Here is a 15,261-nt window from a genome sequence, read left to right as displayed (position 1 = left end):
TTACTGCTGCCTGCAAGTAGAGGTTGAAGGCGCGTGGGTTCGGCTGAAACCGGCGAGGCATTGGCCAGTTGGTTAGCCAGCTACCCAACAGCCGGTGGTGCAGCGGCCCTAGGTACCGCGCCGCGCCGCGGCCCAGGCAGGCAGCGGCGCGGCGCAGGAGTTTAGCAAGGTGGCCAAGGCCGAATTGCGAAGGGCAGTTGCCGTTTGCCGGTATTTGCCCCGACCTTTGCCCTTCGGACCATGCCAAAGCCGCCAGTGATTAACGCCACCGAACAAGAAGAACGCGAGTACCTCGAGGAGATTAAAGAGCAGCTGACGCTGGCGGTAAAGCGCGTGGATGATGCGGTGCGGCAGTTTTCGGGCGAGCTGCGCCAGCAAAAGCAATACCTGCACGAGCACCAATCGGGCCTCGACGAGGCCGACATGGTGGCCGCCGGGCAATCCATCGACCGCATGGCCTTTACGGGCACGGCAGCCGTGGCCCGGCGCCGCCGGCTGCTTAAGCTGGTGCAGTCGCCGTACTTCGGCCGCCTCGATTTTGTGACACCGAACCAGGTGAGCACGCCGGTGTACATCGGGGTGCATTCGTTTTTGGATGAGCGGACGCACCAAAACCGGATTTACGATTGGCGGGCGCCCATTTCTTCGCTGTTCTACGATTTTGAGCTGGGCGAGGCGTCGTACGACAGTCCAACGGGCCCCGTGCCCGGGCGCATTGCCCTGAAGCGGCAGTACCGCATCCGCGACGGGCGCATGGAGTTCATGCTCGACAGCGACGTGAACATCCACGACGACGTGCTGCAGCGCGAGCTGGCCAAGTCGTCGGACGACAAGATGAAGAACATCGTCGCCACGATTCAGCGCGACCAGAACGCGGTTATCCGCAACGAGGACGCGACGGTGATGGTCATTCAGGGGGTGGCCGGCTCGGGCAAAACCTCCATTGCCTTACACCGCATTGCCTTTTTGCTCTACCGCTTCCGCGACACCATTGCGGCCAAGGACATCCTCATCATCTCGCCCAACAAGGTATTCGCCGACTACATCAGCAACGTGCTGCCCGAGCTGGGCGAGGAGCACATTCCGGAGCTGGGCATGGAGGAGCTGGCCGCCGATCTGCTCCAGGGGCAGTTCCGGTTCCAGACGTTTTTCGAGCAGGTAGCAGCCTTGCTCGAGCGGCACGATGCGGCCTTCATCGAGCGGATTCGGTTTAAGTCGTCGGCGGAGTTTTTGAGCCAGCTAAACCAGTACCTGCTGCACGTCGAGAACAACTACTTCAGCGTGGCCGACCTGCGCGTGGGCCGCACCGTGGTGCCGGGGGCGTTTATTCAGCAAAAGTTTAAGGCCTACCACCGCGTGCCGCTGCTCCGGCGCTTTGGGCAGGTGGCCAACGACGTGCGTGCGTACGTACGCGACAAAGTGGACCGCAAGCTCACGGGCGGCGAAAAAGCCACCATCGGGGAGGGCATACCGCGCATGTTCCGGTACGCGAATGTGCTGGAATTTTACCGCGACTTTTACCGCTGGGTTGGCCGGCCCGATCTGCTCAAGCTCGACCCGCAGCGGCCCCTGGAGTACGCCGACGTGTTTGCCCTGATTTACCTGCGCATTCGCATGGAGGGCCTCGCCGGCTACGACCACGTAAAGCACTTGCTCGTTGACGAAATGCAGGACTACACCCCGGTGCAATACGCCGTGCTGTCGCGCCTGTTCCACTGCCGCAAAACCATTCTGGGCGACGTCAGCCAAACGGTGAACCCGTACAGCGCCTCCTCGGCCGAAACCATCGAGCGCGTGTTTCCGCAGGCCGACGTGGTGCGGCTGAACCGCAGCTACCGCTCCACGCTGGAAATTACCGCCTTCGCGCAGCGCATCAGCCCCAACCCGCACATCATGCCGCTGGAGCGCCACGGTCCGGAGCCCGCCGTGGTTCGCTACGCCAGCCCGGCCGAGGAGCTGCAGGCCGTGCAGGAACTGGTGGCAGCCTTCCGCAGCTCCGGTAACCATTCCCTAGGTATCATTTGCAAAACCCAGCGGCAGGCAGCGCAGGTGCACGAGGCGCTGCAGGGCCCCGGCGTGTATTTGCTTACCGAGGAGTCAACGGCTTTCAAGGAAGGCGTCATCGTTACCACTGCTCATTTGGCCAAGGGGCTCGAGTTCGACGAGGTGATTGTGCCCTTTGCCTCGGCGCGCAACTACCGCACCGAGGTAGATAAAAGCATGCTGTACGTGGCCTGCACCCGCGCCATGCACCGCCTCACGCTCACGTACACCGCCGAGCCGACGGCCTTCTTGTCGGCTTAAACGCGCCGGCAACGCGCGGCCCTAGGTGCCAGACCCGAGCGCAGGCCGTAGGAGGCAGGGCGCTAAATCGGCAAATAATGGGTAATTAGGAGCGGTGTGGCCCGGTGGTTGCTGGTAGCTGCCGAGCCACCGCTTCGTTTCCTTTTATTCGCGCTCTTGAGTACGCCCGCCCGCAACCCCGATATCCTGCTCAACAACCACATCATCGGCCCGGGCGAGCAGTTGCTCACGCGGCTGGTAATTTCCAAGCTGCCCTCGGGCTCGGTTATCGATGTGCCAGTGCACGTGTTTCGGGCCGTGGAGCCCGGGCCCACGGTGCTGCTGATGGCCGGCATGCACGGCGACGAGGTAAACGGCATCGAAACCATTCGGCGCATGATTCGGCGGGGGCAACTGCAGCGCCCGTTGCGCGGCACCATCATCGCCATTCCCATCCTCAACATCTACGGCTTCCTCAACTTTTCGCGCGAGGTGCCCGATGGCAAGGACGTGAACCGTTCGTTCCCCGGCTCACCCAGGGGCTCGGTGGCTAGCCGGGTGGCGCACCGCTTCATGCGCGAAATCATGCCCTTGGTTGATTACGGCATCGATTACCACACGGGCGGCGCGGCGCGCTCCAACCACCCGCAGGTGCGTTGCCTGCTGGGCGAAGACGCCGAAACCGATGCCCTGGCTACCGCTTTTGCCGCGCCCTTTACCCTGCACGCCGATTTGCGCCCCGGCTCGTTGCGCGAGGCGGCCATGCGGCAAGGCCGCCGCATTATCGTGTACGAAACCGGCGAGTCGTTGCGGCTCGATGAGTACGGCATCGAAATAGCTACTGCCGGCACCTTCCGCTTTCTCAAGCACCTAGGCATGCTGGCCGAAGCGCCCGAGCCCACGCAGGCCCCGGTGGTGTGCCGCAAGCATACCTGGCTGCGGGCCAAGTTTGCGGGCCTCTTCCGGACGCACCTGCAAACCGGCCAGTACGTGGAGAAAGGGCAGGAGTACGGCATTGTGGCCGACCCCTACGGCGAAATGGCCGTGCGGCTGGTGGCGCCGGTAAGCGGCTATATTATCGGCCTCAACCACATGCCCGTGGTAAACCAAGGCGACGCGCTGCTGCACATTGGCGTGCCGGAGCGAGGGTAGCCAGCCAACCCCAGCCCCGCGGTACCTGCGGCAACCCCAGCCACAAATGCAGCCAGTTGCGTGCGGGGCACCTAGGGCGGCGTGGTGGGGCAAGGCAGGCCGTTGGCTGATTTCTCGGCCTATGTCAAAACCTGCGGGTTTCTGCGTTTCTTTGCCGGGAGCCGGTGGCCGTAGCCGGTTGATTTTTCGATTTTCCAACGCATGAAGAATTCGCTTCAACTGGCGCTGAACGCTATCCTGCTGATAGCCGTGGGCGTGTTGTTTTACCTCCACTTCGCCCAAAAGCCCGCTGCCCCGGCGCCCGTTGCCGCGGCCACCGCGCCCGCCAAAGAAACGAAGGTTGTCGCCCTCGATACGGCCAAAGCAGCGCCGGCCCTGCCCGAAGACAACCTGCGCAAAGTCGCCTACGTGGAGTCGAGCAAGCTCCTCGATCAGTACAAAGGCCTGCAGGATGCACGCAAGGCGTTTGAGCGGAAAATAGCCGGCTGGGAGCGTCAGCACGAGCAAAACGTGCGCGGCCTGCAAGCCGCCGCCCAAGCCTACGAAAAAACCGCTGCCGGCCTCACCGACGAGCAACGCGCCGCTACCGTGCAGCGCCTGCAAGCCCAAGAGCAGCAAGTAGCCGCCAAACAGCAGCAGCTGCAGCAGCAGGCCCAGCAAGAAGAAGCCAAGATGACCGAGCAGGTGCTCACCCGCGTGAACAAACTGCTCGAAGCCTACGGCAAGGAAAACGACTACGACCTGATACTGGTAGCCGGCGGTGGCACCATTGCCTACGCCCGCCCCGGCCTCGACATTACGAAGGAAATACTGGGCCGCCTGAACGCCGAGTACGCCAACCGCAGCAAGAAATAAGCAGCCCCACTCGCTGCCCTGGCAACGCCCCGCTAGCACTCCGGTGCAGGCGGGGCGTTGTTCGTTATTGGCTGCCGGGTGCTTGGCGGGCCCATTAAACCTAGGGGCGGCCGAATACTCTAATGCAGCAAGAAGCCCGAACCATTGACCGCTATGAAAACACTTCTGAAAACCTCGTTGGCCGTGCTAGTAGCTGCCGCGGGCGCCATGCTGAGCAGCTGCGTTACGCCGGCCCGCACCGTGGTGGTAGCCCCCGCTCCGCGGCCCGTGGTGGTGCGGCCTTACCCGGCTCCGCGCCCGTACTACGCCCCGCGTGCTCCGCGCTACTACCGTCCGGCCCCGTACCGCCACGGCTACCGCGCGCCCTACTACCCGCCGGCTCCCCGGCCCGGCCGGCGCGTAATTATTGTGCGGTAAGCACCTAGGTCGCAAGCAACGAAACGGCCGCCGGATTGCTCCGGCGGCCGTTTCGTTAAGGCTATAAAGCTTGCGCTCCTGGATTAGAACGTGAAGCGTATGCTCACGGCACCATCGGTGTAAGCAGCGGTGCGGCCGTCGAAAATATCGAAGTACGGCTTGATATCGACGCCGACTACGATGGGCAGGTCGTCGAACTTGTACTCGGCGCCGGCCAGGAAGTCGCCGCCGAACACGGGGTATACCTTGTCATCGTAGTAATAGTAGCGGTACACCTCGTACTTTTTGTTTCGCTGGCGGTAGGCCACATCGTAGTAGTAGCGGCCGCGGTAGGCGCCGGCGTGCAGGCCTGCGCCCACGTAAAACTGAAACCCGCGCAGCTCTTTCAGCGGAAAGTGCTTTTCGAACAGCAGAGTGCCGCGCACGCCCTTGGCGTAGTACTCGGTGGTAATTAAGCCTTCGATGGCTACGTTTTTGCCGCCCGTAAAGTGCTTGATGGTGAGGCCCGAAGCGTAGTTGCCGCCGCGCAAGCCAATGGCCGTTTGGTAGCCCGCGCCGCCGTTGCCGCCCGACGATTTGGAAGAGCTTTTTTTGGATTGAGCCGAAGCCCAGCTAACCGGCAGGCACAAAGCCAGCAGGAGCAGGATGATAGCAGGTTTGTTCATGAAAAGGTACAAGAAATGCTAAGCGTAAGCCGTTTATCTATGCTTTATCAGGCAAACATACGGCTTGCGGTGCAATTCTAGGCCGTGGGCGAAATGCCGCTGGCAATTTCATCGGAGAGGTACACGCGCACGCCGCCGCCCTCCTGGTAAGCCGCGTTCAGCATGCCTTGCGCCACGGCTTGGGCGGGTATGCCGCGGTAGCGCTTAAGCGGGCCCACCAGCAGCGGGTTGAGCAGGCGCAGCACCACGGCGCCCACTTGCTCGCCCAGGCGTTTGTCGGTCCGGTCGCCGAGCAGCAACGAAGGCCGGAAAACGTGAATGGCCCGGAACGGCGTTTGGCGCACCGCCGCCTCCATGTCGCCCTTCACGCGGTTGTAGTAGAACGCCGATGCCACATCGGCCCCCATGGCCGACACCACCATAAACTGCGCCGCAAAGTTGGCGGCCGTAAGCGCCGCCAGCTTCACCACGTACAGGTAATCGACCTTGTAAAAGGCTTCCTTGGAACCAGCTTGCCGCATGGTGGTGCCCAGGCAGCAAAATACGTCGTCGGCGATAAGCGAGAGGCGGTGGTCTTCGAGGCGGTCGAAATCGACCACGCGCTGATCGAGCTTGGGGTGCACTAGCTGCAGCGGGCGGCGGCTCAAGGCAATTACTTTGGCGTAACGTCCGCTGTTCAGCAGCAACGGGAGCAGGTAGCTGCCCACCAAACCGCTGGCACCGGCAATGAGGGCTACTTTTTGGGGGGCCGACGAAGAAGGGGCCATGGCGCGCGTAGAGGAGCAGTGGGGAGTAGAGTTCGGCGGTTTTCCCAACGGAGCACGCGCCCGAAGGTTGCCTAGGTGCTTGGGGCTTACTCTTCGTCGATGAGGCGGGTGTGGTCGTCGGCCAGGTGCACGGCCCCGCGGCGGTATAAGGCACCTAGGGCTTTCTTGAACACTTTTTTGCTCATGCCCAAGCGGCGGTAAATTTCTTCGGGGTCGGTGCGGTCGGTGAGGGGCAAGGTGCCGCCGGCCTGGCGCAGGGCCTGCGTTAGGGCGTCGGCTGCGGCCAGGGCCTCGTCGTAGCCCTGGCGTTGCAGGCTTACGTCTACTTTGCCGTCGGGGCGCACCTGGCGCACGTAGCCGCGCAGCACATCGCCGGTGCGCATGGGCCGGAACACCTCGTTGCGAAATAACATGCCCTGGTAGCGGCTGTCGACCACGGCGGCGTAGCCTAGGTCGCTTTCGCCGGCAATAAGCAACTGTACCTCCTGGCCGGGCTCCAGTTGCGGCTCGTGGTCGGTAAATTTCTCCCACTTGGCGGTGGCCACCAGGCGGTCGGAGGCATCGTCGACGTACACGTACACCACCACCCGGTCGCCGGTGCGCACGCGCTTGGGCTGGTTGCGCAAGGGCAGCAGCAGGTCTTTCATCAGGCCCCAATCCAGGAAAGCACCCATGTTTGTTACGTCCTTCACGGCGAGGGCCGCAAAATCGCCCACGCGCGCCAGGGGTTGCTCGGTAGTAGCCACGAGGCGGTCTTCGGAGTCGCGGTACACGAACACGCGCAGCACGTCGCCCACTTGCACGCCGGCCGGCACGTAGCGGTCGGGCAGCAGAATGTCGCCGTCGTCGGAGGTGAGGTACACCCCAAATTCGACAAAGCGGGCTACTTCCAGTTCGTTGTAATCTCCTAGGTTCATGGGCGGAAAGGCAATGATCAATTAGCAATGAACAATGATCAATGAGCCATGATCATTGAGCCGCGCGGCTTCTATGCATTACGCAATCGGCACCCCGAAAGGCTTGCGCGCGGCTGCAAAGGTGATAATAGATAAGTCAGTTTTGAGTTTATGAGTTAAAGAGTTTAAGCAGTTAATGAGTTAGTGAGTTTTGAGTTTGGGAGTTGGCAGAGGTGCGCACGTTGCCCGAACGTGGGGCTGCGGCGGGTGCCTGGCGCTTGACGCCGGCTATCAGCGCCAAACCTTCGCACCGTAAAAACCCACAAACGCCTCAGCCGCAACACATCGAAGGTGAATGGCGCCAGGAAAACCACACCTCAACACTTCATAAACTCACAAACTCCTAAACTGTCCTCACTGAAACTGATCGTAGCGAACGATGCTGGGTTGCCCGAAGCTAAAGTCGCTGAAGGTGTAGTAATTACGCGTTGTTTGGAAGATGCGCGAGCCGGTGCCGTCGCCGAACCCGCGCGGGTAAAAACCGAAGTACAGCTGAATGGTGTTCACGGCGAGGTATTCGTTGCGGAAGCGTAGGCCAAAGCCGAAACCGGTATAAGGCTTGTCGCGGAAGGGCGAGGTACGGCCGTTGGTGCTCAGCCAGGCCGCATCAACAAACGCAATGCCCGCTAAGCGGAAGCCCAAAAACGACACCGGCGTGAACACGTTCGCCTCGTAATTGACGACGAAGCGCGAGCGGCCGCGCAGCTGCTGCTCGGGCCGGAAACCGCGCAGCCCGCGCTGCTCCTCAATGTTCAGGGGCAGTTCATCGGGCAGGCGGTTGATGCCCATGAGCGTGCGGTTCCAGAAGAAATGGCGCCACTGCCAGTTGCCCGTGTGGTAGAGGCGCGTAAACGCCAGCACCTCGCCCGTGAAAGCGCCCTGCGCCCAGCGGCCGTTGCGCAAAAAGCGCCCGTACTCACCGCTCATGTAGAGGTAGCCCCGCAGCGGGCTAAAGCCCGCCAGGCCCAGGCGCGTGCCCACGTAGGGGCGGTTGCCGTTCTCGTTCAGGTCGTAGCCGCCCGTAACGGTAAGCAGGCTGCCGGTGGGCACGTCCTCGGTGCGGCCAAAGCCGAAGAGGTAGCGGTCTTTGTAATAGCGGCGCACGCTGTAGCCCACGCTCAGCAGCCCCAGGGTGCTGTTGGCGAAAGTGGCGTTGGGGCGGCGGGCGTAATCGGTGCGCACCAGGCGGCCGGCCACGATAATGCGGGCCGGGTTTTCGTAGCCTAGGTCGTAAGAGCGGGGCTGGTAGGCACGGCCCAGCCAGGCATCGGCCACGGTAAAATCGAGCGGGCTGAAGGTAGGCTCCTGGCCCGGCTCGGGGTTGCCCTGCTGAATGCCGTAGTGGTACTGCGCGGCACCTAGGGAGTAGGCGTAGCGCGTGTTTACGGCCACAAACCCGCGCGAGAGCGAGGCCGCTTTTTCCTCGGTTTGGTATTGGTTGCGGTAGCGCGCCTGGGCCACCAGGTAGTTGCGCAGCGGCACGGTGTAGCTGCCGTCGTAGGCCCAGCCCTGCGGATCGGGGCGGCCGTAGCTGAAGCGGTTGCGGAAATCGTGGCCGCGCGCCAGAAAATTTTTGTCGCGCAGGGTAAGCACGCCCGCGCCCACGTCGCGGATTTGCAAGCCCGCGCTGGTGCTGAACACGTCTTTGGTAATAACCTTGATATCGACGCTGTCGCGCGTGGAGGTGCGCTCGTTCACCAGCACGCGCGCGTCCAGGATAAAGTTGGTTTGGCGCAGCAGGCGCTCGGTTTCGGCCAGTGCTTGCGGTTGCAGCTCTTGCCCCGGCCGAAACAGCAGCAGCTTGCGCACCTTGCGCCGCGCCGTTACGATGTGCAGCGCGTTGCCGCCTTTCTCCAGGAAGTTGCGCGGCACGCGCGTGGTGTCGTTGATGTTGTAGCCAAACGCGTCGAGGGTTTGCACCTCCACGCGCCGCACCACTTTGTAGTTGTGGCGGTCGTACTGGCGGTCGAGCAGGGTGGCATCGAGGCCGGCTTGCTCTTCGCGGCGCTCGGTGAAGTTGAATAAGGCCGAAGCCGCCCGGCTAATCAGCGTTTTGCGCCGCACGTAGTTGCGCAGGCCGCTCAGGATGCGCTGCTCGTCGATGCGCTTGCGCACGGTATCGGCAGGCGGCTCGGCCGCCGGGCGGCGGGTGGTATCGGCCGGTGGTACTTGCTGGGCAAAAGCCTGGCCGGCTGGCCTGCAGCAATGCAGCAGCAACAGGAGGGCGAGTAGGCTAAAGCGGGGCAATAGGCTGAACACAGGAGGGCAGGCCCGGGCCACCGGCTCGGGGTTGCTGCCGAAGATACGAAAGCCTAGGCGTGGCGTTGAACTCGGGAACTAATTCTAAAAAAATTAGTCGGGCTTTTTGGCGGAACATTGTTGCGTAATCAGCGGTTTTTCTATTTGTTTACACCCCGAAAGCCACCCTTTTGATGAACGAGCGGATTCAGGAAAAGCTAAGTATTTTGGCAGATGCCGCGAAGTACGATGCATCGTGCTCGAGCAGCGGTGGCAAGCGCAAAAACGAAAACCGTGGCTTGGGCAATGCCGAGGGCATGGGCATTTGCCATTCGTACACCGAGGACGGCCGCTGCGTATCGCTGCTGAAGATTCTGCTCACCAATCACTGCATTTTCGATTGCGCGTACTGCGTGTCGCGCAAGAGCAACGACGTGAAGCGCGCCGCCTTTACGGTAGAGGAAGTAGTGGACCTGACCATGAACTTCTACCGCCGCAACTACATCGAGGGCTTGTTCCTGAGCTCGGGCATCTTCTCCTCGCCCGACTACACCATGGAGCGCCTCGTGCGCATCTGCAAAAAGCTGCGCCTCGAGGAGAAGTTCAACGGCTACATCCACCTCAAAACCATTCCGGGCGCTTCGGAAGAGCTGATCCAGGAAGCCGGCTTGTACGCCGACCGCCTCAGCGTAAACATTGAGCTGCCTTCGGAGCTAAGCCTGAAGGCCCTCGCGCCCGAGAAGAACTACGAGGAGATTCTGACTCCGATGAGTCAGATCCAGACCAAAGTGGCCGAAAACCGCGAGGAGCGCGAGCTGTTTCGGAAAGTGCCGCAGTTTGCCCCCGCCGGCCAAACCACTCAGCTGGTAGTAGGCGCCTCGCCCGAAACCGACCACCAGATCATCAAGCTCGCCGACGGCCTGTATAAAGGCTACGGGCTGAAGCGCGTGTACTACTCGGGCTACGTGCCCGTGAGCGGCGACGACCGCCTGCCCCAAGTGGTGCAGCCCCCGCTGATGCGTGAGCACCGCCTGTACCAGAGCGACTGGCTGATGCGCTTCTACGGGTTCGATGCCGATGAAATTCTCGATCCGCACCATCCGCACCTCGATCTGGAAATCGACCCGAAGCTGGCGTGGGCCTTGCGCAACCGCCACGTGTTTCCGGTGGACGTGAACACCGCCGATTACGAGCTCATCTTGCGCGTGCCGGGTGTGGGTATGAAGTCGGCAAAGCGCATTGTGGCAGCCCGCCGCTTTGCTCCGCTTACCCTCGACCACCTGCACAAGTTTGGCGTGGTGCTGCGCCGTGCGCGCTACTTCATCACGTGCCGCGGCATGGCCCTCGAAAAGCGCGACTACGACGAGCAAACCGTGCGCCGCAAGATTTTGTACGGCGACGGCCAAACCCGCTCGGCCCTGGTAAAGCGCCAGCTCGATTTGTTCGCGCCCGAGCCCACCATCATCGCGCCGCCCGATCTGGTGTCGCCCCAACTCGATTTGTTTCGCCAAGCTGGCTAAACCCTAGGCATTCGACTCTTCCTTCTCCACCGCCATGACCATTTCGCACCGCCTTCCCGCCACCGAGCAAGCTGCGGATCAAGCCCAAAAAGTAACCCGCATGGCTTGCTGCTGCAAGCTCTCCGATTTGTTGCCGATTGTGCGGCAGCAGCTCCTGGCCAAGCGCGACGCCGCCCAAGGCGTGCGCCCCGAAGCCGAGGCTGCCTAGGTAGGACAGGCACCTAGGGCAAATGGAAGCTGTGGCGCCAGGGCCAAACCCTAGGTGGTTTTTTAATTCGCCTCAGCGGCTGGCACCTTGGGGCCAGCCGCTGAGGCGCCACGTGCCGCGAATGGGGTGCGGCACCGGCACAACCTAGGGCCGGCCGAGCGGTATACGGAGGCATGGCCCACGAACCCGAACACCACTACGTCGACACCAACGGCATTCGGTTGCACGTGGTGCAATGCGGCCCCCAAAGCGGCCCGTTGGTGGTGCTCCTGCACGGCTTTCCGGAATTTTGGTACGGCTGGCACCGCCAGCTACAAGCCCTGGCCGAAGCCGGCTACCGCGTGTGGGCACCCGACCAGCGCGGTTACAACCTCTCGGATAAGCCGCCGCGCGTGAGCGACTACACCTTGCCGAAGCTGGCGGCCGATGTGCTGGGGCTGCTGGACGCGGCCGGACAACGCAAGGCGTACGTAGCAGGCCACGATTGGGGCGGCATTGTGGCCTGGCATTTGGCTATGTATCACCCCGATCGGCTGCACCGCGTGGCCATCCTGAACGTGCCGCACCCCGCCGTGTTTGGCCGCACCTTGCGCAGCAGCCCCGGGCAATTGCGCAAAAGCTGGTACGTGTTCTTCTTTCAGCTGCCGTGGTTGCCCGAAACACTTACCAGCCTAAGCAACTACTGGGCTGGCCGCCAAACCTTGCTCAGCAGCAGTCGGCGCGGCATCTTTTCGCCCGATGATTTGCGCGAGTACCGCGCCGCGTGGGCCAAACCGGGCGCCATGCGCAGCATGATTAATTGGTACCGCGCCGCCGTGCGCACCGGCCGGCAGGGTACGCAGCCCGGGCGCGTGGCGGTGCCGTTGCACATGCTATGGGGTAAGCGCGATGCTTTTTTGCAAGCCGACATGGCCCAGCAAAGCCTCGCCTACTGCGACCACGGCCGCCTTACGTACTTCGACAAGGCCACGCACTGGCTGCAGCACGAAGAACCCCAACGGGTAACGGAAATGCTGCTTGCGTTTTTCGCGGAGCAAGTAAATCCACAGTCATCCTGAGGCGCCAGCCGAAGGACCTTCTCACGCGTGCTGACACCCGATAGCATACACTCCCCCTCTCTTGGGGAGAGGGGGCCGGGGGGTGAGGTCCCGCCAAGGTCCTTCGGCTCGCGCCTCAGGATGACAGCATAGATGAATTTGCGGGCGCCTAGGTCGTGCAAGCGGCGCGGGCGCCCGTCAACCACCCCAGCCGCAACTGCGTTGCGGCGTCCCCTCCTCATCTGAGGAGGGGAGTTTTTCGTTCTGAGTATTTCCATGAAACCAACCCGCCGCACCAACCTACCCGCCAAAGCCAACGCTGCCGCCGGCGTGCGGCGTATTGCGCCGTTGCCGCCCAGCTTCGATGGCACCGCCCGGTTCACCTACGACGGCTCCTTCGACGGCTTGCTGTGCGTGCTGCTGGCCTGCTGGGAAAGCCGCCGTTGGCCCGAGGCCATCCAGAGCGAAGACGCGGCACAAGGTGGCTTGTTCAGCGAAACGCGCTTTGTGCCCTCCGACGAAGCCCGCGCCCGGCGCGTGTGGGAAGGCATGCTGAAGTACATGCCCGCCGAGGCGCGCACCAACCTCTACAAAACGTTTTTGTCGGAAAGCCCCGAGCGGGAGCTGCTGATTTTTCGGTACACGCAAATGGCCATCGAGGCCGGCGGGCAGGACATCAGCGAAAACTTCGGCAACGACACGGTGCGGGCCGTGGCCGATATCACCAAGCAAATGTTTCGCGAGAAGCACCGCATGGAGGCGTTTGTGCGCTTCGAGAAAACGCACGACGGGCTATTCCATGCCACCATCGAGCCCGACTACGACGTGCTGCCCCTGATAGCCGAGCACTTTACGAAACGCTACGCCGATCAGCGCTGGCTGATTTTTGACCGGCGCCGGCGCTACGGCCTGTACTACGACCTCGAGCGCACCGACATCGTCAGCTTCGATGCCGAGGCCGGGCAGCAAGGGAGCAACTCGGCCGTTTCGGCCGCCGTGCTCGACGAGCGGGAGCCGCTGTTTCAGTCGTTGTGGCAAACGTACTTCGACCACGTGAACATCCCCGAGCGCCGCAACATCAAGCTGCACCGCCGCCACATGCCCAAGCGCTACTGGAAATACCTCACCGAAAAGCAACCTAGGGAGCGGCACTTCCGGCCCATCGACAACAAGCAGCGGCCGGCGCAGTAGCGCATTGCAACCTGCGCTTTGGCGCTGCGTTCAGCAGCAGCATGAGCCGAGGTTTTGTAAAAGAAGACGACTCGCAGCAGCCGCCCATTGTGCCGCCCCGCGCCGCGCTGCCGCCCAACACGCCCAACTACGTTACGCCGCGGGGCCTCGAGCTGCTGCGCCAAGAGCTGGCCGAGCTGGAAGCCGAGCGCGGGCAGGCCGAAACCAACCGCGACAACGACACCGACCGTACCCGCCAACTCAGCCTCCTCAACGGCAAGCTGAGCGCCCTAGGTGCGCGCATTGCCTCGGCCAAAGTAATTGACCCGCGCCAGCAACCCGCCGACGAGGTACGCTTTGGAGCTTCGGTTGCGCTTGTTACGCGCAGCGGCGGCAAACCCGGCACCGAGCGGCGCTTTACCATCGTGGGTGTTGATGAGGCCTCTATTGCCGAAGGCAAAATAGCCTTTGTGGCGCCCATTGCCCGCGCGGTGCAGGGTGCCCGCTTAGGCCAGCAAGTAACCCTGCACCTAGGGCCCAAACCCGAGGTGGTGGAGGTAACAAGCATCAGTTACGACGGCGGTAGCTGAGCCTGCCTGGCCCGGTGTAGCGCGCGACTGTAGCCCGCGTTGGCTTGAACGACTACCGTTGAGCGGTGTTGGCCTTACGATTACGTGCTGGCAAACGCGGGCTAAAGCCCGCGCTACTGCAAGCCAAGGCATTGATTAGGCCGGTATCCGCGCCAACTCGATGATACTGCCGCTGCCGTTGAGCCGACGCAGCTGATGAATGCTCGCAGCATCGAACTCGTGGATGCTCAGCAAGGCTTCGGTGAGGCGGTGCTGCCGGGCTATTTCGGCTTGCAGGTATGGGTTGGCCGCCACGGCGGCCTCGAAATCGCGGCGGTTGGGGTCGAGGCCTTGGTGCTCTTGCGCAAATGCCTCCACGCTGTCGGCAGCAGCCGTGGCGCAGTGCAGCATGTGGCTTTCTTGCTTATCGGTAAGAAAGCGCAAGGCTTCTTCCAGCGCAATGCAAGCATCGAGGGCAAAGGGCGTCAGGCCACTGGCAAAATCCGACAGCGCGGGCGTAACCAGGGCGAGCTTTTCGAGCAACGAGGTGGCCTCTTGGCTATGGAAAGCACCTAGGCCCGAGTTGTAAAGCAGCTCAATACCGCGCTCGTACACGGCCGGGCTGCCCCAGTTGGTGGCGCGGCAAAAAGCCTCGTATTGCGGGTACAGCCGCTCGCAGACCAAGCCCGCAAATACGGCTTTTTGGTTGTCGGATAAGCTGATGATTTGCGCGTGAATGTGTTCGGCCATGCTGCAAAGCTAGCCCACAAGGCACTGCTTCTTGCACAGCCCCGGCGTAAGGTCCTCGTACTCGCGACGCGGCTATAGAAGTAACCAAGGCACCAATCAGGCAGACGCTTTAACACCACGCAGCCCCGGCAGAGCTTCTGGCGGGGCTGCGTGGTGGTGTTGCGGGAAGTAAACGTTTAGCGCGTACGGGCCCGAACGGGCAAGCCTTCCAGCTGGGCGTAGCTCAGCTTCCAAGCACCCTTGGGGTTTTTCTTCCAGATCAGGGTGAAGTTGCCCGAGCCTTCGCCCATGGGCAAAGCCGGGTTGGCGGGCAGCACATCTACCGAAAAAGTGCCGGCCTCGTAGGCCAGTTGCGTGTCGGCGCCGGTACTAACGGGGCTGAGGCGCAGGTTGGCAATGGTGCCCATGGTTTCGCGCACCCAGCGGTTCGACACCTCGGAGCGGCCTTGGTAGTGGGCTTCGCCCTGGATGTAGTGCACGTCTTCGGCAAACAGGGTATCCAGCTGAATGGCGTTCTTGCTGTTCCAAGCACCAACAAACTGTTGGTTAAGCGTCTGCACGTTTACGGCTTCTTCTTTTTTCTCGGTTTTGGTGCAAGAGGCAGAGGCAAGGGCTGCGCCAACGAGCACCGTGCAAAGGAGGGGCTTCATAAACCTAGGGTTTTGGGAGAGAGG

15 protein-coding genes are annotated in these 15,261 nt (G+C 62.3%); 9 read left to right on the top strand and 6 right to left on the bottom strand.

Features of this window, described 5'->3' with window-relative positions; translation table 11 throughout:
- Positions 1-240 precede the first annotated feature (240 nt).
- From D3Y59_RS09665 to D3Y59_RS09650, 4 genes are all read left to right on the top strand, one after another.
- Positions 241-2,304 (top strand): HelD family protein, encoded by a 2,064-nt coding sequence (locus D3Y59_RS09665; protein WP_119444868.1) that lies wholly within the window; start codon positions 241-243, stop codon positions 2,302-2,304.
- A gap of 156 nt (positions 2,305-2,460) precedes the next feature.
- Positions 2,461-3,435, top strand: a complete 975-nt coding sequence (locus D3Y59_RS09660) for a succinylglutamate desuccinylase/aspartoacylase family protein (protein ID WP_240410324.1) — start codon at positions 2,461-2,463, stop codon at positions 3,433-3,435.
- 201 nt (positions 3,436-3,636) lie between these two features.
- Positions 3,637-4,290, top strand: coding sequence for an OmpH family outer membrane protein (locus D3Y59_RS09655; RefSeq protein ID WP_119444867.1), 654 nt, complete (start codon positions 3,637-3,639; stop codon positions 4,288-4,290).
- 153 nt (positions 4,291-4,443) lie between these two features.
- Positions 4,444-4,707: a hypothetical protein gene (locus tag D3Y59_RS09650; RefSeq protein WP_119444866.1), complete on the top strand. Its 264-nt coding sequence runs from the start codon at positions 4,444-4,446 to the stop codon at positions 4,705-4,707.
- Positions 4,708-4,790: 83 nt separating this feature from the next.
- On the opposite strand, the gene D3Y59_RS09645 is transcribed toward D3Y59_RS09650, so the two are convergent.
- The 4 genes from D3Y59_RS09645 to D3Y59_RS09630 form a co-directional block, all read right to left on the bottom strand.
- On the bottom strand, positions 4,791-5,372 hold the full coding sequence (locus D3Y59_RS09645; protein WP_119444865.1) for a hypothetical protein: 582 nt from the start codon (positions 5,370-5,372) through the stop codon (positions 4,791-4,793).
- 77 nt (positions 5,373-5,449) lie between these two features.
- Positions 5,450-6,139: an NAD-dependent epimerase/dehydratase family protein gene (locus D3Y59_RS09640; protein WP_119444864.1), complete on the bottom strand. Its 690-nt coding sequence runs from the start codon at positions 6,137-6,139 to the stop codon at positions 5,450-5,452.
- Positions 6,140-6,225: 86 nt separating this feature from the next.
- Positions 6,226-7,056: a CvfB family protein gene (locus D3Y59_RS09635; RefSeq protein ID WP_119446411.1), complete on the bottom strand. Its 831-nt coding sequence runs from the start codon at positions 7,054-7,056 to the stop codon at positions 6,226-6,228.
- 393 nt (positions 7,057-7,449) lie between these two features.
- A complete protein-coding gene (locus tag D3Y59_RS09630) occupies positions 7,450-9,342 on the bottom strand; it encodes a BamA/TamA family outer membrane protein (RefSeq protein WP_162910669.1) in 1,893 nt (630 codons plus the stop codon).
- Positions 9,343-9,527: 185 nt separating this feature from the next.
- On the opposite strand from D3Y59_RS09630, the gene D3Y59_RS09625 reads away from it, so the two are divergent.
- From D3Y59_RS09625 to D3Y59_RS09610, 5 genes are all read left to right on the top strand, one after another.
- Entirely contained in the window at positions 9,528-10,853 is a 1,326-nt protein-coding gene (locus tag D3Y59_RS09625) for a putative DNA modification/repair radical SAM protein (RefSeq protein ID WP_119444862.1), read from the top strand.
- A 34-nt stretch (positions 10,854-10,887) separates the two neighbouring features.
- Entirely contained in the window at positions 10,888-11,061 is a 174-nt protein-coding gene (locus D3Y59_RS18290; RefSeq protein ID WP_162910668.1) for a hypothetical protein, read from the top strand.
- A 173-nt stretch (positions 11,062-11,234) separates the two neighbouring features.
- A complete protein-coding gene (locus D3Y59_RS09620; protein WP_119444861.1) occupies positions 11,235-12,119 on the top strand; it encodes an alpha/beta fold hydrolase in 885 nt (294 codons plus the stop codon).
- A gap of 255 nt (positions 12,120-12,374) precedes the next feature.
- Entirely contained in the window at positions 12,375-13,289 is a 915-nt protein-coding gene (locus tag D3Y59_RS09615) for a TIGR03915 family putative DNA repair protein (RefSeq protein ID WP_119444860.1), read from the top strand.
- 41 nt (positions 13,290-13,330) lie between these two features.
- Positions 13,331-13,858, top strand: coding sequence for a GreA/GreB family elongation factor (locus tag D3Y59_RS09610; RefSeq protein WP_119444859.1), 528 nt, complete (start codon positions 13,331-13,333; stop codon positions 13,856-13,858).
- A gap of 135 nt (positions 13,859-13,993) precedes the next feature.
- Here the strand turns inward: D3Y59_RS09610 and D3Y59_RS09605 are convergent, their stop codons facing one another.
- Both D3Y59_RS09605 and D3Y59_RS09600 read right to left on the bottom strand, forming a co-directional pair.
- Positions 13,994-14,587 carry a DUF416 family protein gene (locus D3Y59_RS09605; RefSeq protein WP_119444858.1) on the bottom strand — a complete coding sequence of 198 codons (594 nt, stop codon included), beginning with the start codon at positions 14,585-14,587 and terminating at the stop codon, positions 13,994-13,996.
- Positions 14,588-14,763: 176 nt separating this feature from the next.
- On the bottom strand, positions 14,764-15,237 hold the full coding sequence (locus tag D3Y59_RS09600) for a YybH family protein (RefSeq protein WP_119444857.1): 474 nt from the start codon (positions 15,235-15,237) through the stop codon (positions 14,764-14,766).
- Positions 15,238-15,261 lie beyond the last annotated feature (24 nt).

It is taken from the genome of Hymenobacter oligotrophus (assembly GCF_003574965.1).
Taxonomy (GTDB): Bacteria; Bacteroidota; Bacteroidia; order Cytophagales; family Hymenobacteraceae; genus Solirubrum; species Solirubrum oligotrophum.
This window is presented reverse-complemented; position numbering and strand designations above follow the sequence as displayed.